The sequence below is a fragment of the Paenibacillus sp. CF095 genome, assembly GCF_900101225.1.
Classification (GTDB): domain Bacteria; phylum Bacillota; class Bacilli; order Paenibacillales; family Paenibacillaceae; genus Paenibacillus.
Map to the genome: position 1 here is coordinate 108,067 of NZ_FMZN01000004.1, position 22,233 is coordinate 130,299.

A 22,233-nucleotide genomic window follows, 5' to 3' on the forward strand; every position below is an offset into this window, starting at 1 on the left:
CTCACCTCCACCGCTTCCGTTCCACAATTTGAATGCTTAACAGCAGAAACACACCCGAAAGGGTGACATAATACAAGATATCCGGTCCACTAAGTACGCCTTTCATGAAGCTGTCGAACCGGTTAGTCAGTGCAAACGGGTCCAGCCACTGTTGCAAAGCAGAACCTGTATTACCTGCGAATGAATCAAGCATCCACAAAACGAGCAAAATAATAAAACCCGCCACCGCAGACACCATCTGATGTTGAGATAACGTGGAAGCGAACAGTCCAATCGCCATCATGCTTCCGCCCAGGAAAAATAACCCCAGCGCAGACATCCATACCGTCGTCATATCCAATGTCCCATAAAATGACATGATGAAAGGGTACACCAGACTGCACAGGATGAGCACAACCAGAATGGCCAGAGAAGCAAGATATTTACCAAAAATAATTTCTGTTACTCGTGCCGGAGAAGTCAGCAACAATTCATCCGTTCCCTGTCTGAATTCCTCTGCAACGAGTCGCATCGTTAACAAGGGCACAACAAACAGCAGCATGGACAACGTATCGCCCAACACGAGACGATAATCGACAATGCTCGGCTGGTAATATACAAAGCTTGAATAGAACAGCAGACTGGTCATCAGTACATATACGGCAAAAGCAAAATAGGACGTGGGTGACAGAAAATAAGCTTGCAGCTCTTTATTGCATACCGCCATCATTCGTCTCATTTGGAGTCCTCCCCTTTGCGAGAATGGGGCGAAGCATCTGCTGCTGTACTAACTGTTGTTCCCGATATACTCGACGAGTCGATGTCCGAAGTTACATCCTGATCCATCTCTGCCCCAGCAACCTTATCCACATCTGCCGAATTTGCGTCTGTGTCTGTGGCCTCGGTTGTGGTCAGCTTCAGGAAGATTTGCTCCAGACTTAGGTTCTCCTTCTTCATCTCCAGTATCGGTAATCCTGCACCTGACAAAAGGTAGAACAGCTCCTCCCGGAAATCTTCCGAGTTTTCTCCAGTAAGCAGCATTTTAACCGTATTCGCTGAATCTGAATTAAGTGAAGTATCTTTGGCGGTATTCGCATCCGATGTTTGAATGACTTCACTCTGCACCTTCTCCCATGGGGTCAGCACATTATGTAATTGCTCCGTAGTGGCCTTCACTTCAATCGACACCTTGAACTGATCCCCCATTGCTGATCCGAAATGCTGAGGTGAACCATCCAGCACGAGTTGTCCCTGATTGATGATCAACATTCGATTACAGAGCGTGCTCACTTCAGGCAAAATATGCGTACTGAGCAGCACTGTATGGTTCTCCCCCAGTTCTCGAATCAGATCTCTGATCTCGATAATCTGGTTTGGATCAAGGCCCGATGTTGGCTCATCCAGAACCAGCAGATCCGGCTTGTGAATAATGGCTCCTGCCAGCCCAAGGCGTTGTTTGTATCCTTTGGATAACCCACGTACCATTTGCCTTTCCCGACCCTGAAGCCCCAGTCTGCTAACCATCTCACTGACCCGCAGCTTAACCTCACGTGCCGGGACATCTCGTAAATTGGCTACGAATTTAAGATAGGACTGCACCGTCATATCGGGATACAGTGGCGGAGTTTCAGGCAGATACCCAATCTTGGAACGAACACGCTGACCCTGCTCATGCACCGATACCCCATCCACCATGATGGAACCCGCGGTTGGATGCACATAACCCGTAATCATACGCATCGTTGTTGTTTTTCCGGCACCATTGGGCCCGAGAAAGCCAACAATCTCACCACGTTCCATGGTGAAATCCAGTTGATGTACGCCGCGTTGCCCTTCGTAAACTTTGCTGACCTGTTTCACTTCGAGCACATCATTCATCCTTTCCCGTTAAAATACCCGTGCACCATCGTTCGTTATATAAATTCAACTGAAAATATTTACACTTGCACTCCGATGGCAGAATAACCTTCCGATCACTGTTATCCCCATATTTTTTTGATTCCTTCATCAGAAGGAAAAATCCGGGGATAGCGTATGCTTCCGATGTAGCTTTCTTTTCAGAAAGCTTTTAGGCGAACGCTTCGCTTCTTCAAGTTATTTCTGCCTCTCCGTTTATCGTGTAAATGTTATGTTGAACTTATGTAATAGATGATAGACACGGGAAGTTCCTTGTATCTTACGTGAGCTATCCTAGCCTCAGCTTAATGACACTTAAAAGACAGCTTAAAAATTTTTGTCAAAAATGTGAACAATCCGGTTAACACCCACACCCTGCACTTAGAGCCAACGTAACATAGAGTACAGGAGAATGTGCTCCTGACCAAAAGTCAGAGGGTGAATCGTGTGAAAGTATTATTCACGTTTTATATTCCAAGCGGTGGCGTGGATACGTTAAATCGACTGCGCACCGCTGTTCTGAAACGTCATGGCATTGAATCGCACCTATTGTATCTCAACACAGGCTCGGGATTGCAGAACAACAGTGATACGCCCATTTTCACCGCGTCCAGTGACGAGGATATCCATCATATCATTCATACTCATCATTATGATGCCATCATTGCCACTTCAGACATCGCTATGCCCGGACGCTTGAGAGGACTAGGTTATACGGGACGTATTATTTTTGAAGCGCAGGGACTCGGAACACGCGATCAGGCTCTGGAAACGATACAGATGGGTGTCCCTTACCTCCAAGCTCATTGTGATGCTGCCGTTATACCTCCCACAGACCATCTGCTGGATATGTTCATTCATATCTGTCCTTGGCTTCATCGGTTTGTTATTCCTAATATGCTGGATACCGACACCTTCGCACCAATCTTGGTGGATACGCCACCCTATCCGGTGCTGGCTTGGGTAGGACGACTTGAACACAACAAAAACTGGCGTGAATATTTAATCATATCGAGTGAAATCGTCAAAAAAAATCCGGAAGCCAGACTATGGTTGTTCCACGATCCAACTTTGGCTAATCCAGAAGATGAAGTCATGTTCCGGCACATGCTGGCAGAATACGGGCTTGAGGATCGGATTGGCATTTTTATCAATGTTCCTCATTCTCAGATGCCTGCATATTATTCCATGATTGCCGCTTCAGGGGGCATCATGTTATCCACTTCCCTGCTTGAAGGATTCGGTTATGCCGTCGCTGAAGCCATCAGTTGTGGCTGCCCGGTGCTCAGCACGGATTCGGATGGTGTGCGTTCATTTATCACACATAATAAGACTGGTAAGTTTTATCCAATTGGAAATGTAGAGGCCGCTGTAGCCGAAGCAAGGGACCTGATGAATAACAAGAAACTGCGTGAGTATATTCGCATTCAGGGCAGACAGCATATGAGCTTGTCTTTTTCACCAGATCGATATGCCATTTCTTTCCGTGAAATGATGACAGCACTGCGAATTTTCCATTGAGCATAACAAAAAAGGCAGTTCAGCAAAATTTCTCTGAACTGCCTTAGTATGGTTTTTATAGAGTCTTAGTGTCCCATCATCATCGCGGGATCAGGCTTGTCGCCATTTTGAAGTTCTTCTTCCTGCATCGGTTTAGGTTTGCGCAGAATCAGACTGAGCAAACATCCGAACAATGCAATACAAGCGGCCAGGAAAAACGTATCATTGAAACCAGCCACCAAACCATGAACGATAGCGGTCGGCTCCGTACTCGTTGTATTGTCTGCGATTCTTGAAGTAAGGAAGCCTGTAAGCCCTGCAACCGCAAAGGACACGACCACTTGCTGTGCAGCGGCCGTGAGCGGTGTCACCCGTCCAACCAACTTGCGCGGTGCAGCATTTAATACATGCGTATTGAGTGGCATCATGGACAAGCCCATACCCAGACCCATCATGACCAGAGCCGTTATTATCAGGCCAAGACCTGTCTCCGCAGTGATGGAGGACAGAATAAACAATGCTCCCGAGATAATACCCAGACCCACAAAGGCCAGAGGTCTAGCACCTATTTTATCAAACAATCGACCACCAAGCGGCATACCCACTCCGGAAGCCAATGCCTGTGGCAGCAGAATCAATCCAGTTTCCAGTGCAGTGTACCCTTTGATCTGTTGCAAGTAGAGCGGGATCAGGATCATCGCACCGAACAGTGCCACTTGTGACACCCATGCGAGAATAATTCCCCGTGAGAAATCAGATGATTTGAATACCCGGAGTTCAAGCAATGGATTTTGATGACGAAGCTCCACAATAATGAACAAAATGAGCGCTACACCACCCACAATGACACCCGTCAAAGTTGTTGCAGACGTCCAGCTCGTTCCACCCTCACTCACACCGTAGGCCAGCATCGAGAACGCAATTGGCGCCAGAATCATGCCGAGCAGATCCAGTGCAGGTGTGCGTCCACGATCTGTATCAGGCAAAAACTTGATACATAGAATGAAAGCTGCAATACCAATGGGCAAGTTAATCAGGAAGATCCAGTGCCAGCTCAGTGATTCAATAAACCACCCGGACAACACCGGACCCAATGCAGGGGCAAGCAGCATCGGAATTCCCAGCATCCCCATGATGGAACCTCTTCGCTCAGGAGGAGCCAGACGAAAGACCATTGCCATACCAATAGGGGCAACCATGCCTCCACCAAGGCCCTGAATGACACGGTAAATGATTAATTGCTCAGGTGATTGGGCAATCGAGCATAACACAGAACCCAAGGTGAACATGGCAATCGTGAACAGAAATACTCTTTTGGCACCAAAGCGGTCCGTTAACCAGCCTGCCAGTGGAATAACTGCAGACAAAGCCAGAGTGTAACCCGTAACCGTCCATTGGATGGTTTTCAGGTCGGTCTCGAAATATTGAACGAGATTCGGAATGGCCACGTTCACCACCGTGCTGTCCAGTATAACCATGATCATACCGACGATAATAGCCAGGAGTGGCAGTATAATCGTTTTGATTGAAAACTCTGCGGGCTCCTGGGATACTGCTGTTTGTTCTTTCACGTTCTCCACACTCTTTTCCAGCCAGGAGATCGCAGGCTTATCCATGCGTCTCACTCAGCCTATATTGACGACTAATTTCAAACTATCGTTTTAAATCGTCGTTTTAAACTTTCGTTTAATACTGATCTAATTCTAATGAAAATACCTTTGCTGTCAAGCTATTTTTTCAGGCATTTCTATTATGGATCCACCACAAAAAAATGGAACAGGCACCTTCCCTGCTCCACACGTTGGTTAATCATGACTATGCAATGATGTCCATATCAATCTGCAAGCTTCATCATCTGATATTCTGACAGTATGCCCAATGTCTGACCGTGAATACTTCTGCAATATATTCGAATAACCAGATGCTTCGGTGAAGAGCTGTTGCTGATGATCCTCAGTTCATGAGGCTCGGATGACACATCCAGATTATGAATGACCTGATTACCGCCCGCTCCCCCCGAATATGCCGTTAGGTGAAACAGGTGTCGGTACAGTTCTCCGTGAATACTGGCTCCACCAACAAATACATCCGTCCCTTCCTCGCCGCCCACATAGGCCAACTCCACATCCATGTACTTGACGGGAACAAATGTCTGTAACAGATTCTCATGAATCTCAAGTAAATATACCGCCACTGTAGATCCCTCCTTCGGAGCACATGAACCTTCCTGTACATAGGATATGCTTCCTCTCGTCCATTGCCATTTGCATTCACCCATTTTCGACCAATTACACGGAAATGCCCGACCTTCCGGTCCTCTTTTTTCATAGAATAAAAGGATAGAAGCTCGGCCGGTGCAGGTCGTGACAAGGAGGTAGCTATGAAAGTTCTGCTCGTTACGTATTGGGAGCTTACACATATGGGAGGCATATGGACATATGTTAAACAACTGGCCGACAGGCTGATGGCGCTTGGTGTAGAGGTTGATATCATGGGCACAAATGGTGCCAATAACGAAGTATATGTTCGTAATCTGAATCGCGCTTTCTCCAAGGATAAGGTGTGGCCCATGCTGCAAGCCAAACTCAATCCGACTGATCTGCCACAATTCACTGCCGATCCTCTTCTCGCTTATTATGAACTGAATAGATATGCCTTCGAGATGGCGGCCGCTTATCTGGGAGTGGACCACTATGACGTTATTCATGCGCAAGATCCGGTAGCTGCCGTAGCCATAAAACGCATTTTGAACCGCAATATCCCACTGGTTACAAGCTATCATGGCGCTCTTGCACGCGAAGCCTTTTACGATGCTCAAAATTCCAACCCACAGCTTACTCTCCCTTCATATTTGCAATCCAAGCGTGGACGTTATTTTCTCTCATTGGAAGAGAGAAGTGCAGCACAGTCCGAGCTCATTCTCGTGTCAAGCCACTGGATCAAGAGTACGCTTACAGAACTTGCCGTTCCTGAATCAAAGTTCAGACAGATTCCCTATGCTGTAGATCTCCCAGCCTACCGTGCCTCAGCAGCTGTGAAGTTCCGCCAGCGACCACCTGCGGGCAAGAAAGTCATTGCCTTTACCGGACGACTTGAATACATCAAGGGTGTTCATGTGTTAATCAAGGCCTTAGCCAGTCTGAAAAATATACGTTCTGATTGGGTCTGCTGGATCGCAGGAGAAGGCAATCTAACCGATGAATTGCGAGCACAGGCCGCGTCAACAGGTATTGGAGCGGATGTTGTGTTCTGGGGCAAGTTGGACAATATTCCTTCCTTCCTGCGCCATGCAGATATCTATGTCCAGCCCAGCCTGCAGGACACCCAGCCGTTCTCCGTTACCGAAGCGCAACTGGCGGGTGTACCTGTTATCGTCAGTGGCACAGCCGGCATGCCCGAGATGGTTGAACCTGGACGTACGGGATGGGTTGTTCCTCCGCAGGATGTCGACTCGCTCCGTGAACTGTTGGATGCACTACTTGAGGATAATGTTACCCGGAGAACAGTGGGTGCGGCGGCGAAAGCCTGGGCTGAACAACACCGTTCACTGGAAGTGATGGGATTGCGTACATTTCAAGTCTACCAAGAAGCCATCTACAGAGGAGGACATACGATATGACGTTACTTGTACCGAGTGATCTGTACAACCGCTGGTTTTCGACTCCAGTTTCCACACCTCACATCGACGTGGATTACACTGTAATGAATGAATTGATGAAAAAGCTGCCTAAAGGATATGTATTTCCCGATCCTGCATCCATGGCGATCATGAATTCAAAAGATTGAGTTGTCCAATGATATGCCGTCTTTATATAATATGCCGAAATATCAAACAAGGGGTGTCCCATCTGTCATATGAATGACTGAGGACACCCCTTGCTCGCTTCATATGTGTTCTAATGGACCGAGAACACGCTATTACAGATCTTATTAATCTGTCGCCAACTTGGAATACATATTCAGATCACTGAACGTTTCACCTACCCTCTCGTATGCTCTGAGGGTGCCTTCGTATGTGAAATTAAGCTTTTGTAATAGCTTGATAGAATTCACATTATCGGGGTCAACCTTTGCTTCAATTCGATTCAGCTTCATAGTCGAGAATGCGTGAACTAACAAAGAAGAGATCGCTTCCGTAGCATAACCTTTCCCCCAGTGTGATCTGGCAATGTCATATCCAATTTCTGCTTTAAGATTGTCAAAATCCAGTGAATTATAACCACATGAACCTATGATTTCGTTGGACTCTTGCGCAAAGATAGAGAACCGAATGGCCTTATTTTCCTGAGAAAGATCATTCAGAAGATTAATCATGGCTATAGCTTGATTTTCATCTGTAAAATGAGTGATATTCATAAATCTAGTCACATCTGGGTCAGACCAAATTTTAAACAAGCTGGCCGAATCCGCTACGTCCATTTTTCGCAAATATAACCGTTCTGTGTGTAACTCTGTAATCAATACTCTTACCTCCATTAGTTTATTAATACTTGGGTTTAAGATATTGATATCTGCGCATAGTCCAGTCCCTTCCGTGTATGAATCATTTCATTATACAGTGACTTCAGCAATCGTTCACCCTTTCTGTCCACGAATCTGTCCATAGAGCAAAAAAAGAGCTTCCACTTATAACACTTAAAAAGTGCTTCATAAGGGTGCTCTCCTGTCCATTTAACATCTGTTCCATTCAGCCATCATTGCCAAATCCATCTACTTCCAGTACCCGCCAACCTGAAGCAAATTGAGTAAAATAGGTCTATGCTTCTCTTGAACTTTTTCCATCTCGGCAACCAGTGCCTTGAAGTGACGTTTGGTTCCCATTGACTCATGCAATCGGTAGCACATCAGAGGTTCATTGTAGTAGAACAGCTCATACATTGGAAACAGCCTCATCCACATCTCATAGTCATGGGTGTAGCGAAAATCAGTATCGAACAGTCCAAACCGCTCAAATGCTTCCATCTCTAACATGACAGTACAGCCGTTGATCGGACAACCTTCCAGCAGTACCTGCAACATCTCCAGACGACTTCCCACTTCCGGATGCACCGTATCCAACCATTCACTCTTCTCATTCACATAATGGTAGGCACCATGGCAGAATGAAGCCTTGACCTCTCGCATAAACTTCAGTTGTTTCTCCACCCGATCCAGCAGCATCACATCATCCGAGCTGAGCCAGACAAAGTAATCCCCTGTTGCATGTTTGATGCCCTCATTCAATGCTGTCGCGGTTCCACCGTTTTCTTTGTGAATATAGCGGATGGAATCCATGAATGGTTGTAGCTTCTCCACGTACTCGGTTGACCCATCATCCACCACGATGACTTCAATATGTTGATACGTCTGGTGAATGGCACTGTGAACAGCCTGCTCGATATAAGCACAATTGTAAAAAGGAATGACGATCGATACTTTTGGCTCCATTCGGGCCTTCCCCTCCTTTTACTGTCTTAGGTAAAATGCTGCGCAAAGAGGGCGTTAATCAGCCATCTTTTGGCTTTCATAACTGCCCTCCCTACGCTACCCGCCAAGCGTCGCTATTCGCTGCAACAGCGGTTCCCGATATCTGGACCATACCATGGATGCCTCTCTGCCGATGACATCCGCATGACGTACCGATCCCATTCCACCATGCCAACGATAGGCAGTAAGCGGTTCATTCAGGTATGGGAACCGATGACCGTTCAGTACAATACGCATCCAGAGATCCAGATCATGGGTGTAGGGAAGAAGTTCATCGAACAGCCCCACTCCGCTAAAGAGATCCTTGCGGATCATGACCGTGCAGCCATTCACCGGATTGCCGTTAACAAACCGTCGTAGTAAATCCATATCCGACATCGGTTCAGGCCCACCATGCATTCTGGTAACTGCCGAATGCTCGTTGATATAGTGAAAGTTGGTATGTGAGACGAGCACATTCTCACGCTGCATAAACTCCAGCTGATAACGAATTTTATCCGGGTACAGATAATCATCCGAACTTAGCCAGGCTACATAATCACCAGAGGCATGACGGATGCCATGATTAAGTGCCGAAGCCGTCCCGCCATTGCTTTTGCCAAGCACATTAATATAAGGAAGATAGGGTTGAAGCAACTCTGCATGCCGGGTTGAACCGTCATTCACAACAACGATTTCCACATCGGGATACGTCTGGTTCAGCGCACTCTGAATCGCCTGAGGCACATAAGGGCAGTTGTAGAATGGAATGACAATGGATACTCTCGGATTCAACTTGTCGTCCTCCCTTGCTGGACACGAACATCACTCAGGATATCCTGAAGCGATGAGGCAAATGGAATCATCGGCTGCCAGCCAAGCTTGCGCAGCAGTGATAATTCCTCCTGTTTTCCCGAACCATCCGGACCAGAAGATGCCCCATCCCAGCGAACAGGGACTTCCGCTTCTGTCATGGACAACAGCAGATCTGCAATTTCACCAAGACTGCGCTCGACTCCAGACACCACCGGGTATACTGTACCGCTGGACCCGTGTACCAGGAGGGTCGCATATGCTCTGACGGCATCCCGCACATCCAGAAAGTCACGGGTATTGTCCCGTCCGGACAGACGGAATGCCTCGGTTTTGCCCGCCTGCTCACAGGCAACAACATGGCGTGCAAGCAGTGAACAGATGCCTGTGGAAGGACCCGCACCAATCAGATTGCCTGGCTCCGCCAGCATGATCTGTTGTCCAAAGAGCGACATCCACGACAACGACACCATCTCTTCCAGCGCTTTACTGAGGCTGTATGGATGCGGAGGCCGGGGAATCCGGCCAGGTTCCGGCGTATATTTTAACCGCGATCCTACAATAACGGTTCGTGCTGTCGGACAACTACGAAGCGCATCCAGCAAATACAGCACGGCCATCACATTGGTCTCCAGGACCAGTAGCGGATCAGACCACGAATCAGGCACTGAATTTTTGCCAGCGAGATGCAGCACATAGTCGGGCTGCACCTCGCCGATCAGATGACGTACTTGCTGTTTATCGTTCAGATCACAGACATGGACTTGTGCATCTTTACCAAATGAATACACATCCGGCCTCCGGACTACCGCTGCAACCACTGCACCCGCTTCCCGAAAATAAGATACGGCATGTCGCCCGGTAAAACCGGAGGCGCCTGTAATCAGTACGTTCTTGCCTCTCAGCTCTGCTCCATCCATAATGCCAACTCCTTCAGCATTGTAGAATAATCCGGCAGGTCTGTCTTCACATCCTCGCGAGTGGACACCAGCGTACGGTCCTGCACTACACTGTCATCACGCACAATCGTCACATCCTGCTTATCCCAGGTCTGCTTGAACAATACAAGCAGGTCATGCTTGCTGACAGGTGCCGGATGAGCTAGGTGGATCAGACCACTAACCGATGAGGCCAGGTAATGGTCTACCCATTTGGCCAGCTCAAGTGTGGTCACACCGTTCCAGAATACGCGGGTATACCCCCCGACTTCACCTGTGCTGGACATAAACCATTGCATCAGACCAATGCCGCCCTGGCGAATCTCGGGTCCAATGATGGACGTACGGATCGTCAGATGACCTTCATCCTGAACTTCGCCTAGGGCTTTGGTGATGGCGTAAGCTGAAGTCCCATCCGTAACATCATCTTCCCGGTATGCTCCCCGTTCCCCGCTGAACACACAGTCCGTGCTGATATGAATCAGGCGTGCACCAATCGTATCTGCAACCCGCCGCAGACGATGTGGCAGGAAACCGTTAATATGATATGCAGTAATTTTGTCCTCATCTGCGAAGTTGTTCAACACACCTACAGCATTAATAATCACATCCGGGTGCACAGCTTCTACCAATCGATCAACCATGAAGCTGTCGTTCACATCCAGGAGCAGACCATTGGGGTCCGTTACATCCCGAGATGTGTAGAAGACGCTGTGTACACCTTGACGGCGGAAATAGTCGACCAAAATATGGCCGGCCATTCCGTTTCCACCAAGTATCAGCAGTTTCATGACAAGAATCCTCCGCGTTTCAGAATTTCACGAATCTCCTCTTTGGTCATGAGTTGGTGTTCAGAACTGAAACTGTTAAAGGAGACCGGGGGACAATTGGTATAATGTTCACGCAGACCCGGTATACCCAGGGTAGGAAGAATGACCAGGTACTGCTCATCGTAGACAACGGTGGTCATGCTCTCGAATTCACTCATCAATATTTCATGGATTTTCTCCCCTGGACGAATGCCACGTTCCACAATGCTCACATTCTCCACACCGGAATCCTCAATCAGCACTTCTGCGAGATCAACGATTTTGCAGGTAGGCATCGTCATGACAAAGATCTCTCCGCCGACACTTTCCACCGAAGCTTTGAACAGCAAGGTAATTGCATCCTTCAGCGTAAGAAAGAATCGAGTCATACTCATATCCGTGATGGAGACCTGCCCTTTCTGGCGGATCTGATTCTTGAACAGATGTACCACACTTCCGTTTGTTCCCAGTACATTCCCACCCCGTACCGTAACAAACTTGGTATCGCTGTGTAACAAGTTTGCATATACAATTAATTTCTCGCCGATCGCTTTTGTCATGCCATAGAAGTTGGACGGATTGGCAGCCTTGTCAGTCGAGATATAGATTACTTTTTCCACCTTGTTCTCAATAGCAGCCTCAATTACGTTTTGTGTACCAATCACATTGGTTTTGAGTGCTTCGTACGGTTGGTCTTCACACACCGGAACATGCTTGAGCGCTGCCAGATGAAATACATAGTCTACATGCTGGCAAGCCGCCGTCAAGGCATCCTTGTCACGAATATCTCCAATCCGGAAATGAAGACGCGGGTCTTCAAATTCACGACTCATAGCCACTTGGCTGGACTCGTTCCGGGAATATACAATAATTTCTTTGGGCTGCTGGGGCAGTAGTTGAGCCACAAGTTCATAACCCCATGATCCCGTACCGCCAGTCACGAGTATACGCTTATTTTCAAACATGCATTTTCCCTCCAAGCAGAAATTTAACCACTTTACTGGATACATCTGTGGCTTTGTAACCTTGCGGGCAATCCCAGTCGCTAGACATCTTTGTCATGACTCTCACGCAATCAGCGATGCGCGCGGCATCCAGACCGGAGACTACATTGCTGCCGCAATCGACCGTTTCCGGTCGCTCGGTAGTTCGACGCATCGTTACGGTCGGCACGCCCATAATGCAACACTCCTCCTGCACGGTACCGCTATCCGTAAGTGCACAGCGTGCATGACGTTCAAGCATTACAAAGTCGAAGAATCCAAACGGTTCGTGAAACTCCACCAGCGGGTTCATCTCCAGTTGCAGATGCTCCGCAATCCGGATCGCGGTACGCGGATGAATACTGCAGATCACACGCAACCCGTGTTCCTCTGCGACCTGGTTCAGTCCTTTCATAATCTCCAGCAAATGAGGGGCATGATCCACATTCTCGGCTCGATGGGCAGTAACCAAGAAGTATTGCCCGGATTTCAGCTTGAGCTTTTTGAGTATTTTGCTCGAACTTACTTGCGCGTCGTAGTGCTGCATGACTTCATAGATGGGATTGCCCGTTAGCACGATGCGCCTGCTTGGTACCCCTTCGCTGACCAAATGTTTCTTGCTCTGTTCCGTGTAAGGCATATTAACGGTGGAGATGGCATCAATAACCTTACGATTTTTCTCTTCAGGCACATCCAGGTCGAAGCAACGATTGCCTGCTTCCATATGAATAACAGGAACACCCATGCGCTCAGCCAATATTGCACATAATGCGCTATTGGTATCGCCAAGCAGCAGCAATTTATCGGGCTTCTCCTGCAGTATCAGATCTTCCATCTGCGTAAACATCGAGGATAGCTGTCGTCCCAGAGAGGCCGCTTCATCCTGAAGAACGTAATCCGGTGCGCGCAGGCCCATTTCCTTGAAAAAGAGACCGCTGAGACTTTCCGTGAAGTTCTGTCCCGTGTGCACCAGAATATGTTTGGACGCGTACTGGTCCAGCTTGGAGATGATCAGGCTGAGCCGTATGATCTCAGGTCTCGTACCCAGCACCGTCATGATCTTCATCGTAATCCCTGCCTTCATCTTGTATTGGAACCCTTGCGCCCTGCTCGGCTACGTCCTGCCTTGGCAGATTTGCGTCTGCGACTAGCCGATTTCCCCATATGTGGACGCGGTCCCTTCGTTGTACGGGTTCTCCCCTTACGTCTGCCAGTTCCGGAAGTACGTTTCAGCCCCTCACGGTCTCGGCGAGAATGAGGTGCAAGTGGCTTGCGACGACGTTTCCGCGTTTTGCCCCTCTGTTGAATCGGCTTTGCAGCTGTGCCAGTACCTGAGGCAACAGGAGCATCGTGACCCAATGCGATTGGAGGTAATGAGGAATGTGGCAACGCCTGTATGACGGTCAGTGGGAATAACAGTGCCCGAACCGTAGTCGGCTCCAGAACCAGTACAGTGCGTAGTCCTCCCTCCCCATGGGTATACACAGGTCCATTCGGAGGTTGGATATAAGCAAACCATCCGGGAAAACGCAATAACCACTGTGTCACCATCGTATGCAGTTTCGTTCGGTAGGTTTCAACGCCGTAGAGCCTTTCCGCTTCTGTCCGATTGCGCCACCCCGTATTGGAGGCCAGCTCTGCATCATTCAGCAAGGTTGTTGCCAAAGTGACAAGCGCTTCGGTATCGCCCGGCGGGGCCAAAAATGTATCACTGCCTACGGATTCCATTAATTCCTTCAGTCCACCCTGGGCAAAAGCGATGACCGGTTTGGCAAAATAGAGCCCCTCCAGTGCGGTCATGCCAAATCCTTCCTTGACCATGCTTGGGATGACCAGGATATCCATCGCGGTATACGCTAGAGATACGTTCTCTTCAAATGTGGTGAAGGTAAACCGGCGTGAATACCCGGATTTTCTCACCCGTGATACACACTCGTCGTAATACTTTTTATCCGATGGTGCCCCGATGATCCAGAAGCGACAGCGCGAATGCGTTTCACAGATCCTCAAGGCCATATCCACAAAAGGTTTCAACCCTTTGGCATCATATATAAATGAAGAAATATAACCGATACAGGTCTGGGATGATTTGAAACCGAGCTCCTTACGCTTGCGTTCACGCAGATGAACCCAGCGGTCCGGTGCGGGTAGCGCGGGTTCCCAAGTTGGGGAAATGATGGTCACTTTGTCACCCATGCCGGCTTCTTGAAATGGGGCTACCGCTGTCTCGGATATACCGATAATCCAATCCGCGTAACGCCCAATCATCTGGATCGCCTCGGTTGTATGTTCATTCGTATGAATGATCTCGGTAATCTTCCAGATGACCGGAATCTGAAGGGACTTTGCCGCTACAGCCGGCATCACATTAACGCAGGTGTTCGTTAACACCATATCGGGAGCAGTCTCCCGTATGAGGGAGACCGCTTCCTGATACGCTGGTGTATGGCGAAGATGCTCCGCATCATCTGCAATGCCCAGGTAAGGTGTGTACACACCGTGAAGCATCGGCAGAGTGCATATTTTGACCTGAATGCCGAATCTCCGCGCAAGCCCCGCAAGCTTCCCCTCCTGAGGGACTACGAGCACACATTCAAAGATCGCACCGATCTCTCTCATAAAATGAAGCAGCAGCTTCTCGGCGCCTGTAATGCTGCGAGTATTGCACACATGTGAAAATAACATCATCTTTGGTTTCGTTGCCATGGCCGCACGGACCCTGTACACGGGTATCCGATACAGGGTACTGTGCACACCTCCTCCCGGCCAGAATTAAGGGAATATGATAGTTAACATTTCATTAATTCTTTTGCCATACGTGTGGTCTTTCAGTGTACGTTCGAGTCCACGAAGTGCAATCTCACGGCGTTCCTTTTCATGAGTAAGATAATATTCCACTTTGTCGAGTAACTCCTGTGGCGAGGAATATGTCTCAATCTCCACACCCGGTTTGTAGAAACGCGCAATGTCATCCCGGGCGTCGGTCAGCTGCAGCGTCGTGGACGCGGCAATTTCAAACGTTCTCGGGTTCGGTGAGGCTGGAGGGATTTTGAGGTGATTATTATTGACGGAATCATCTTCGTGGGATCGGTGCAGGTTGATGACAATTTTGGTGCCATTGTACACATCATTGGTCTCCGGCGGACTCATCCAGCGCCCGAGCTCAATCTTCTCGCCATAGGCAGTATAGTCAGGCAGACGGTCCCACCAGATTCCGTTAAATACCGTATTGTGTGACATCAACTGAGGCATGATTGGATTGAAGAAGTATACCCGGTTCCAGTAGGCCGAGCCGATAAAGCTGACATCCCGTTTTAACGGAGAAGGAGTTGTAATCGGAAAGTAATGATTAGTGAATGCGGCAAAAGGGAGGTAGTGAACTGACGCGCAGCCGATTTGTCGATATAGATCGATACAGTTCAGTTCCAACGTGAAGACATGGTCAAAATGTGTCACAATATCCAGCGTCATATCTGTATAGTACGGGTCATCCGTGAGCCAGATCGCCGTCTGAATGCCCGCTTGGCGAATCGCATCGATATGTTCGATGGGGATATCCATTCCATCCAGCACAAGCACAAGATCAGGACGCGTCTGCAGCGCAATTTCAGATACCGGTTGACGCGGATCAGAGAGGGTTACTTGAGCTACCATACCCTGTAGCGTGGCCATAATGGCCTCATCCAACGGGGAGTAAGGGAAGCCTTTACCCGAGGATACATATAGCACGTGAAGCTGTCGGAAAGGCAACGGTTCCTGTGCGCAATTCACAATATAGTTGGCCCGACCGCGCAGATATCCTTCTTCCTTACCTGCGTCATATCCGGCATGTTGCCCATTTTTGCGTGCTTGATCAGCCAGGCTCAGTACGGGTGCATGAACCTTTTTGGTTTTACGGTGTTTGAGAGACATACCGCCACTCCTTTATTTTTTGGGATAGGGTTCTCGTTGGTGCTGCACTTCAGATGGGAATTACAAATGTTCCAGCAACTGACCGATGCGGCGAGTGAATGTGTGCTGGTTCATCGTGGTGAGAAGTCCCCGCCACGCCATCGCCTGTCGTTCTTCTTCATGCTTCAGATAATAGTGGATCTTGCGCTGAAGTTCTGCTGCGTTGGTGAACGTCTCGATGTCATATCCCGGCTTATAATAACGGGGTAAATCTGCACGTGCATCCGTAATCTGCATTGTGCCGCAGGCGCTGATCTCATACGTGCGTGGATTAATCGAGTGACCTTCAAGATGATGTGTGTTGCGATTGTCTTCCCCATTCTCGCAAGTCCGGTGAATGTTAATGACAATCTTGGCGCCATTGTAATAATCCACTGTCTCTCCAGGAGCGATCCATCCTTCGTGGATGAAACGGCCTAGTACATCAAAGCGTGCCAACCGATTCCACTGGCTACCCGCAATGAATACCTTTTTGTCCGCCAGAAAAGGGGCCAGCTCGTCGAACAAAGCAATCCGGTTCCAGAATCCGGTACCGATAAAACAAATGTCGTGTTGATGCTGCGGTGCCGCGCGCCGCGGTTGAAACATGCCTGGATTCACCGCGAGTGGCATATAGATGACCTGGTTCGCTCCATGTGCCAGGTAGAAGGGCACCGCGGCCTCTTCATGCGTGAACACGACATCATAGTGCTGGCAAAGGGACGTTGTATCTTCGGTGAAGTACGGATCATCCACAAACCACACGGCAGTTCGGATACCGAGTGCACGTATGCCATTCACCTGCTCCACATGATCTGCGGGAAATACATGCAGACCATTCATGACGAGCACAACATCGGGCCGATGCTGACTGGCTTCCTGCAACATCGCTGCTGGCGATCCAACAACGCATTCACGTACAGATTGCTGCAGAGCCAAGGTGACACCTTCATCGATGGCATCGAATCCTTGCGGGATATATAACACTTTCATATCCCGCAGGGTCGGTTCAAACATCTGCACCCGCTCCATCATGGCTTGACAGCCGCCAAATCTGCGGCCTTCTGCATATCCGCCGCGGTAAGCCGTTTCCGCTTCGGTCAGCGGACGGTGCTTTCGTTTTGCCACATTCTTCACCCTGTCTTCCTTCAGGAGATCTCACTTCCAGACTCTCCCCGAGATTGGTCTTCCCTCTAAAGGATATGCCTCGGGGTCAGATGCATCATGGACGGGTGTCCTGCAAGGCGCAAAATTGGCGCTTGCCCTCCACATCCGCCTGTACGGGCATGTCCGCTTTTGCGGCGATGCAAATAGCCCGGAGGGATCTGTCCCCCCGGGCTAACTGTTATACAGATATCATTCCATGCAGGAATAATCCTGTCTACTCGGTTACTGTGCTTTGTACGCCAGCTGATGTCCGTCCTCGAATCCCTTGGCGAAACCCGCGTTGAATCCCTCGTTGTACGCCTCGTTGTATCCCTGGCTGTACGCACCGTCCGGGTTCGGATCGGTAGGGGTAGCCGGGACGACTGGTTGTACGGGCTTTGGACTCCGGTGCCGCCGTACCGCACGTTTCTTTTTTTTGAGCCACGCACTGCGTCCTTTAAGTGGGCGTTTGTGAAGAACACGTTTGGCTCTGAGCGCACGCAGTTTGCGAATTTTGCGCAGACGGGCTCCACGGATTAACAAAGCTCTTTTGGTTCTCAGTCGTATTTTCTTCTTCTTTAACATGTCAACATTCCTCCTGTATGTCCCGAACGATACGAATTGCACACCCGGGGTCTTTGAGCCACGGCAAGCCAGGCTCCCCATGCTGGATTCGGGCCAGCCTGATTCCCGTAACCATACGAGACATTTCTGCCTGATAGCGACTCAGCAAACGAATGTTCTCGGCCAGACTGCGGGCGGATACTTCCGAATGAGCGGTTACACTGGCTACACTGTCCAGAATGCGTGCCAGCGCCTGCTGACTGTGTGCAATGGATTCAATGAGCGCCAGTTTGGCTTCCTGCTCACGCCGCATCAGACTCATTTTCCCATGTCTCCCAGATCCATGCCGCCAAACATGCCACCGTCCATACCGCCGCCATCTTCGCTATCGTTCTGCACCATCACCGCTTTGAGATTGTTGCACAGTCCGGTCTCCATCCGGGTTAATCCTTCCAGCAATTCCACTAGCTGATCATGCATTTTAAGCGGCTCGCCTACCTGATCCCCATGCGTCAGAAAGGTATCCCCATTCAAATGATTCAGCGTCCAGTTCCGTACCTTCTCGGCCTCAATCGCTTTTGCCTCCAGAATCAGGGCAATATTCCACTGCATTTTGGCTGCTGCGTCCAGCATCAGAATGAGGCTCTGTTCTCTACTCATGTTCCTTCACCCGCCTTCCGGGCTTATTCTTCTTCTTGAACCGCGATCTCCCGCATGACTTGGGTCAGCGTTTCGGCTACAGCCTCTTCCAGATCTGCAAGGCCCCCCAAGTAAGAGATAATGCTTTTGTTGATTTGCCCAGAGCTATCCAGCAGACCGTCAACGCCATCCAACTCCGGTTCGATATCTGGCAAATGATTGATGATTTCAGACATGCGTACAGCGACTTGGCGTTTGGCATCCAGCACACGTGCGATCTGCTGGTGAGAGTGTGCAATATGTGTGATGATTTCATCGATTTTGCTCTGCATGGTCCTCCTCCTTACCGTCACGGCCTGCTTCACCCATAGAAAAACCCGGCCTATCAGCATTTGCCTGTTACAGCATATGCCGGGCCGGGATCGTCAGTTACTACAGCTTGCGCCTATATCGTCAGATGACATAACTCCAGTCGGAAGAATATCGACTGAGGAATTGGCGAGTACGTTCCTGCTTGGGACGTACAAACACCTCCTCCGGGGTTCCTTCCTCCACAACGGAACCTCCATCCATGAAAACAACCCGATTTGCCACCTCACGGGCAAACCCCATTTCATGGGTGACTACAATCATGGTGATCCCCTCCTGAGCAATGGAGCGGATGACAGACAACACCTCACCCACAAGCTCGGGGTCCAGCGCTGATGTCGGTTCATCAAACAAAATCACTTCGGGATTCAGTGCCAGTGCTCTGGCGATGCCCACCCGTTGCTGTTGTCCACCTGACAACATACTTGGATACTCATTGATTTTGGCAGACAGTCCGACTTGTTCAAGCACGCGCAAGGCACGCGTGCGGGCATCGGCTTTGGACATTTTCTGGGCAATAATTAATCCCTCGGTGACGTTATCCAGCACTGTTTTGTGTTTGAACAGATTATAATGCTGGAACACCATCGCCGTTTTTCGTCTCAACTGCACAATGTCATGTTTGCGTGCATACTTGCAATCGACGCTTAATCCACTGATCTGAACCTCGCCCTCATCGGCACGTTCCAGAAAATTGACGCAGCGCAGCAGCGTTGTTTTACCTGATCCGCTCGGTCCAAGGATCGCTACGACATCGCCCTGTTCCACGGTCAGATCAATTCCCTTCAATACTTCCTGCTTGCCAAAAGTTTTGTGTATGTTTGTTAGTGTAATCATGACACGCCTCCTTTGCTGTACACGGCAACCCGACGCTCAAGCAGAGCAGTGATCCGCTCGGCAATGATGGTCAGCCCCCAGTAGATAAACGCTGCGGCGATAAAGGCCTCCAGAAACTTCAGACTGACGGATGCCACAACATCCGCTTTACCGAGTATGTCCATCTGAGACACGGTAAAAGCGAGTGTTGATCCATGCAGGAACCCAACAAACATACTGCACAGGTTAGGCAATACAGCCCCGATCGCTTGAGGGATGATGATACGCCTTAAAGCCTGGAATGTGCTCATGCCTACAGCGTGAGCCGCCTCCATCTGGCCGATATCCACAGCAAGAATGCCTGAACGGATAATCTCGGACATATAAGCGCCCGCAGTGAGCGAGAAAGCAATCAGTACAAATACGAGAATTGGAATCGACGAAGATTGAAAAGCCCAACCGTAACGTTCCGCTAGCTTATCGATAATCATCGGAATGCCGTAATAGATGAGGAATAGATGCATCAGCATCGGTGTTCCACGCAGGAACGAAACGTAGAAGTCAGCAATACGGTGAATCCACCGCACACGATAGATACGGATCAGAGCTGTAGCCAGACCCATTCCGAAGCCTGCAATCAACGGAACAATCGTAATGACAAGTGTCAGTGGCAATGCCTTCAGGATTTGAAAAAAAGATGTATAGATAAACTGGAGATCAATCGACATATGCTCACCCCGCTATTCGTTTCAGGCGTTCGGCTCGAATTGCCGGTTTGCGTACAACTCTCTTGCGTTCATGACGCTGGAGTCTGCGTTCTGCAAAGGCGAATCCTTTTTCAAGCACAAGGACAATGACATAATAGACCACAGACAGACTGATATACACCTCAAGTGCGTGCGATGTAGCCGAAATTAACGTCTGCCCTCTGCCCACCATATCCATGACACCAATGGAGAAGGCCAAAGAAGTATCCTTCAATGAACCGATTAACGTATTGGCCATGTTCGGAAAAGCAACAATCAGTGCCTGTGGAACAACAATCCGCCGAAAAGACTGGAATGTGGTCATACCTGCAGCATAGGCTGCTTCCGTCTGGCCTTTATCCACACTGCGCACCGCTCCGCGAAAGATCTCGGCAAAGGATGCCGCATCACTAAGCGCATAGGTCACAATGACAAATAACAACGGGTCGGTTCTCGACAGGTCGATGCCAATGGGTTTGAGCAGCTCGGGAAGTCCGTAATACACCAGGAACAATTTGATCAGGATCGGTGTGCCCCGCATGAATGAGACGTACAGGGTAGCCAACTGGCTTAGTACCGGAATCCGATACAGCCGGGGAACGGCCAGAAGCACGCCGCCCACCAGTCCGAGCACGATGGAACCACCCAGTACAATCAGTGTTATATGCAAATATCGTAGCAGTTCCGGGATGAAATCCAGAACCAATGACAGATCAAATGATTTTCCCATTACCGCCGCACACCTTTCTCAGACTACTCTTCAACCGTATAGTCAGCTCCAAGCCACTCTGTGCTCAGTTTGCCTAACGTTCCATCTTCTTTGATTGCTTTGAGCGCTTCGTCCACTTTGCTTTTGAGTTCCTGCTCATCTTTGTTCAGAATGAAGTACACTTTGGAGTTGGAGAGGGCATCGCCTACCGTTTTCAACTGAGCATCAACCGCCTTATTCTGATAATCAATGGCAAACTGCGTGCTGATGGTGGCATCCACTCGGCCTGTTTTGATCTGAGTAATGGTATCCTCACCCGCTCCGGAATAAACGATATCAATCCCGTTGCCGTTCGCTGCATTCCATTTCTCAGCAAGTACAGCCGCATTACTTGTAGCACCAACAATCAGTTTTTTCCCTTTGAGATCCTCAATCGATTTTACTTCCTCATTTTTCTGACTTACGACAATTTTATTTGGAAAAATATTATAGGCTTCATCATTAAACAGGAACTTGGCCTGTCTCTCATCATTCACTTCCATCTGGTGAGCGATCAGGTCAATTTTTTTCGTTTCCAGACTCAGCAACAGGTTTTTGAAATCCATGGTGCTGAATTCGAATTCATACTCAGGCAAACGTTTGTCGATCTCCCGGATCAGTTCCACATCATAACCTGTTAACTTGCCATTCTCATCAATGAAGCAGACATTTGGGAACTGTGTACCTGTTCCTACAATGATCTTTTTCACTTTGGTGTCGCCTGCTGCCGAAGCAGATTCTGAATCATTACTTGCAGTTCCTGTGCTGCATCCAGCCAGTACCGCCAGCATTGTAATGAACAGCAGTGCTGTCCGGAATTTTTGAATCCCCCGTTTTTTAACCATTCCCAATCTCCTCCACAGGCTGTTATCACAGCGAATATGATGTGTACTCCCATTCCTCCACCCTATT

General features: G+C 49.1%; 25 protein-coding genes. 3 read left to right on the forward strand and 22 right to left on the reverse strand.

What is annotated here, in order from left to right:
* Nucleotide 1: 1 nt before the first annotated feature.
* Together BLS69_RS24990 and BLS69_RS24995 are read right to left on the reverse strand one after the other, a co-directional pair.
* Entirely contained in the window at nt 2–718 is a 717-nt protein-coding gene (locus BLS69_RS24990; RefSeq protein WP_017692528.1) for an ABC transporter permease subunit, read from the reverse strand.
* Entirely contained in the window at nt 715–1,848 is a 1,134-nt protein-coding gene (locus BLS69_RS24995) for an ABC transporter ATP-binding protein (protein ID WP_091037700.1), read from the reverse strand. Before BLS69_RS24995 ends, BLS69_RS24990 begins: the two co-directional genes overlap by 4 nt.
* Nucleotides 1,849–2,322: 474 nt before the next feature.
* On the opposite strand from BLS69_RS24995, the gene BLS69_RS25000 reads away from it, so the two are divergent.
* Nucleotides 2,323–3,396, forward strand: a complete 1,074-nt coding sequence (locus BLS69_RS25000) for a glycosyltransferase family 4 protein (protein ID WP_256332424.1) — start codon at nt 2,323–2,325, stop codon at nt 3,394–3,396.
* Between the two features lie 65 nt (nt 3,397–3,461).
* Here the strand turns inward: BLS69_RS25000 and BLS69_RS25005 are convergent, their stop codons facing one another.
* Together BLS69_RS25005 and BLS69_RS25010 are read right to left on the reverse strand one after the other, a co-directional pair.
* Complete coding sequence (locus BLS69_RS25005) at nt 3,462–4,991, reverse strand: DHA2 family efflux MFS transporter permease subunit (RefSeq protein ID WP_249912926.1); 1,530 nt, start codon at nt 4,989–4,991, stop codon at nt 3,462–3,464.
* A 218-nt stretch (nt 4,992–5,209) separates the two neighbouring features.
* Nucleotides 5,210–5,569 carry a hypothetical protein gene (locus BLS69_RS25010; RefSeq protein WP_091037706.1) on the reverse strand — a complete coding sequence of 120 codons (360 nt, stop codon included), beginning with the start codon at nt 5,567–5,569 and terminating at the stop codon, nt 5,210–5,212.
* Between the two features lie 186 nt (nt 5,570–5,755).
* On the opposite strand from BLS69_RS25010, the gene BLS69_RS25015 reads away from it, so the two are divergent.
* Complete coding sequence (locus BLS69_RS25015) at nt 5,756–6,994, forward strand: glycosyltransferase family 4 protein (RefSeq protein ID WP_091037709.1); 1,239 nt, start codon at nt 5,756–5,758, stop codon at nt 6,992–6,994.
* Nucleotides 6,991–7,161 carry a hypothetical protein gene (locus BLS69_RS32310; RefSeq protein WP_176873013.1) on the forward strand — a complete coding sequence of 57 codons (171 nt, stop codon included), beginning with the start codon at nt 6,991–6,993 and terminating at the stop codon, nt 7,159–7,161. The genes BLS69_RS25015 and BLS69_RS32310 overlap by 4 nt, the downstream gene beginning before the upstream one ends.
* A gap of 144 nt (nt 7,162–7,305) precedes the next feature.
* Here BLS69_RS32310 and BLS69_RS25020 read toward each other — a convergent pair whose 3' ends face one another.
* The 18 genes from BLS69_RS25020 to BLS69_RS25105 all read right to left on the reverse strand — a co-directional run bounded on the left by BLS69_RS25020 (nt 7,306) and on the right by BLS69_RS25105 (nt 22,148).
* Nucleotides 7,306–7,836, reverse strand: a complete 531-nt coding sequence (locus tag BLS69_RS25020; protein ID WP_091037712.1) for a GNAT family N-acetyltransferase — start codon at nt 7,834–7,836, stop codon at nt 7,306–7,308.
* A 249-nt stretch (nt 7,837–8,085) separates the two neighbouring features.
* A complete protein-coding gene (locus BLS69_RS25025; RefSeq protein ID WP_091037715.1) occupies nt 8,086–8,802 on the reverse strand; it encodes a glycosyltransferase in 717 nt (238 codons plus the stop codon).
* Nucleotides 8,803–8,898: 96 nt separating this feature from the next.
* On the reverse strand, nt 8,899–9,615 hold the full coding sequence (locus BLS69_RS25030) for a glycosyltransferase (protein ID WP_036605844.1): 717 nt from the start codon (nt 9,613–9,615) through the stop codon (nt 8,899–8,901).
* The gene (locus tag BLS69_RS25035) at nt 9,612–10,553 is read right to left on the reverse strand and encodes an NAD-dependent epimerase/dehydratase family protein (protein WP_091037717.1); all 942 of its coding nucleotides are present in this window, start codon (nt 10,551–10,553) and stop codon (nt 9,612–9,614) included. The genes BLS69_RS25030 and BLS69_RS25035 overlap by 4 nt, the downstream gene beginning before the upstream one ends.
* The gene (locus BLS69_RS25040) at nt 10,535–11,362 is read right to left on the reverse strand and encodes a dTDP-4-dehydrorhamnose reductase family protein (protein WP_036605842.1); all 828 of its coding nucleotides are present in this window, start codon (nt 11,360–11,362) and stop codon (nt 10,535–10,537) included. The genes BLS69_RS25035 and BLS69_RS25040 overlap by 19 nt, the downstream gene beginning before the upstream one ends.
* Nucleotides 11,359–12,345: a polysaccharide biosynthesis protein gene (locus BLS69_RS25045; protein ID WP_017692517.1), complete on the reverse strand. Its 987-nt coding sequence runs from the start codon at nt 12,343–12,345 to the stop codon at nt 11,359–11,361. The genes BLS69_RS25040 and BLS69_RS25045 overlap by 4 nt, the downstream gene beginning before the upstream one ends.
* The gene (gene wecB / locus BLS69_RS25050; protein ID WP_091037994.1) at nt 12,338–13,429 is read right to left on the reverse strand and encodes a non-hydrolyzing UDP-N-acetylglucosamine 2-epimerase; all 1,092 of its coding nucleotides are present in this window, start codon (nt 13,427–13,429) and stop codon (nt 12,338–12,340) included. The genes BLS69_RS25045 and wecB overlap by 8 nt, the downstream gene beginning before the upstream one ends.
* 14 nt (nt 13,430–13,443) lie before the next feature.
* Nucleotides 13,444–15,069, reverse strand: a complete 1,626-nt coding sequence (locus BLS69_RS25055; protein WP_143023629.1) for a glycosyltransferase family 4 protein — start codon at nt 15,067–15,069, stop codon at nt 13,444–13,446.
* Nucleotides 15,070–15,135: 66 nt separating this feature from the next.
* Nucleotides 15,136–16,275, reverse strand: coding sequence for a CgeB family protein (locus BLS69_RS25060; protein ID WP_091020900.1), 1,140 nt, complete (start codon nt 16,273–16,275; stop codon nt 15,136–15,138).
* A gap of 60 nt (nt 16,276–16,335) precedes the next feature.
* Complete coding sequence (locus BLS69_RS25065) at nt 16,336–17,430, reverse strand: CgeB family protein (RefSeq protein ID WP_091020899.1); 1,095 nt, start codon at nt 17,428–17,430, stop codon at nt 16,336–16,338.
* A gap of 252 nt (nt 17,431–17,682) precedes the next feature.
* The gene (locus BLS69_RS25070; RefSeq protein ID WP_051446920.1) at nt 17,683–18,024 is read right to left on the reverse strand and encodes a FliH/SctL family protein; all 342 of its coding nucleotides are present in this window, start codon (nt 18,022–18,024) and stop codon (nt 17,683–17,685) included.
* Between the two features lies 1 nt (nt 18,025).
* Nucleotides 18,026–18,325 carry a hypothetical protein gene (locus BLS69_RS25075; protein WP_017692511.1) on the reverse strand — a complete coding sequence of 100 codons (300 nt, stop codon included), beginning with the start codon at nt 18,323–18,325 and terminating at the stop codon, nt 18,026–18,028.
* Nucleotides 18,322–18,663 (reverse strand): alpha-helical endospore appendage domain-containing protein, encoded by a 342-nt coding sequence (locus tag BLS69_RS25080; protein ID WP_017692510.1) that lies wholly within the window; start codon nt 18,661–18,663, stop codon nt 18,322–18,324. The genes BLS69_RS25075 and BLS69_RS25080 overlap by 4 nt, the downstream gene beginning before the upstream one ends.
* A 23-nt stretch (nt 18,664–18,686) precedes the next feature.
* Nucleotides 18,687–18,974, reverse strand: a complete 288-nt coding sequence (locus BLS69_RS25085; protein ID WP_017692509.1) for a hypothetical protein — start codon at nt 18,972–18,974, stop codon at nt 18,687–18,689.
* A gap of 121 nt (nt 18,975–19,095) precedes the next feature.
* The gene (locus BLS69_RS25090) at nt 19,096–19,848 is read right to left on the reverse strand and encodes an amino acid ABC transporter ATP-binding protein (RefSeq protein WP_091037721.1); all 753 of its coding nucleotides are present in this window, start codon (nt 19,846–19,848) and stop codon (nt 19,096–19,098) included.
* Nucleotides 19,845–20,555, reverse strand: coding sequence for an amino acid ABC transporter permease (locus BLS69_RS25095; protein ID WP_091037724.1), 711 nt, complete (start codon nt 20,553–20,555; stop codon nt 19,845–19,847). The genes BLS69_RS25090 and BLS69_RS25095 overlap by 4 nt, the downstream gene beginning before the upstream one ends.
* 4 nt (nt 20,556–20,559) lie before the next feature.
* The gene (locus BLS69_RS25100; RefSeq protein WP_091037728.1) at nt 20,560–21,303 is read right to left on the reverse strand and encodes an amino acid ABC transporter permease; all 744 of its coding nucleotides are present in this window, start codon (nt 21,301–21,303) and stop codon (nt 20,560–20,562) included.
* A 23-nt stretch (nt 21,304–21,326) separates the two neighbouring features.
* Nucleotides 21,327–22,148: a transporter substrate-binding domain-containing protein gene (locus BLS69_RS25105; RefSeq protein ID WP_371129101.1), complete on the reverse strand. Its 822-nt coding sequence runs from the start codon at nt 22,146–22,148 to the stop codon at nt 21,327–21,329.
* Nucleotides 22,149–22,233: the final 85 nt, after the last annotated feature.

Coding starts and splice junctions, on each gene's coding strand:
- BLS69_RS25095 (WP_091037724.1), bottom strand. CDS start 20,555: ATGTCGATTGATCTCCAGTTTATCTATACATCTTTTTTTCAAATCCTG.
- BLS69_RS25080 (WP_017692510.1), bottom strand. CDS start 18,663: ATGAGTAGAGAACAGAGCCTCATTCTGATGCTGGACGCAGCAGCCAAA.
- BLS69_RS25045 (WP_017692517.1), bottom strand. CDS start 12,345: ATGTTTGAAAATAAGCGTATACTCGTGACTGGCGGTACGGGATCATGG.
- BLS69_RS25075 (WP_017692511.1), bottom strand. CDS start 18,325: ATGAGTCTGATGCGGCGTGAGCAGGAAGCCAAACTGGCGCTCATTGAA.
- wecB (WP_091037994.1), bottom strand. CDS start 13,429: ATGAAGATCATGACGGTGCTGGGTACGAGACCTGAGATCATACGGCTC.
- BLS69_RS25090 (WP_091037721.1), bottom strand. CDS start 19,848: ATGATTACACTAACAAACATACACAAAACTTTTGGCAAGCAGGAAGTA.
- BLS69_RS25025 (WP_091037715.1), bottom strand. CDS start 8,802: ATGGAGCCAAAAGTATCGATCGTCATTCCTTTTTACAATTGTGCTTAT.
- BLS69_RS25060 (WP_091020900.1), bottom strand. CDS start 16,275: ATGTCTCTCAAACACCGTAAAACCAAAAAGGTTCATGCACCCGTACTG.
- BLS69_RS25040 (WP_036605842.1), bottom strand. CDS start 11,362: ATGAAACTGCTGATACTTGGTGGAAACGGAATGGCCGGCCATATTTTG.
- BLS69_RS25035 (WP_091037717.1), bottom strand. CDS start 10,553: ATGGATGGAGCAGAGCTGAGAGGCAAGAACGTACTGATTACAGGCGCC.
- BLS69_RS25100 (WP_091037728.1), bottom strand. CDS start 21,303: ATGGGAAAATCATTTGATCTGTCATTGGTTCTGGATTTCATCCCGGAA.
- BLS69_RS25015 (WP_091037709.1), top strand. CDS start 5,756: ATGAAAGTTCTGCTCGTTACGTATTGGGAGCTTACACATATGGGAGGC.
- BLS69_RS32310 (WP_176873013.1), top strand. CDS start 6,991: ATGACGTTACTTGTACCGAGTGATCTGTACAACCGCTGGTTTTCGACT.
- BLS69_RS25005 (WP_249912926.1), bottom strand. CDS start 4,991: ATGGATAAGCCTGCGATCTCCTGGCTGGAAAAGAGTGTGGAGAACGTG.
- BLS69_RS25055 (WP_143023629.1), bottom strand. CDS start 15,069: ATGGCAACGAAACCAAAGATGATGTTATTTTCACATGTGTGCAATACT.
- BLS69_RS25085 (WP_017692509.1), bottom strand. CDS start 18,974: ATGCAGAGCAAAATCGATGAAATCATCACACATATTGCACACTCTCAC.
- BLS69_RS24990 (WP_017692528.1), bottom strand. CDS start 718: ATGAGACGAATGATGGCGGTATGCAATAAAGAGCTGCAAGCTTATTTT.
- BLS69_RS25070 (WP_051446920.1), bottom strand. CDS start 18,024: ATGTTAAAGAAGAAGAAAATACGACTGAGAACCAAAAGAGCTTTGTTA.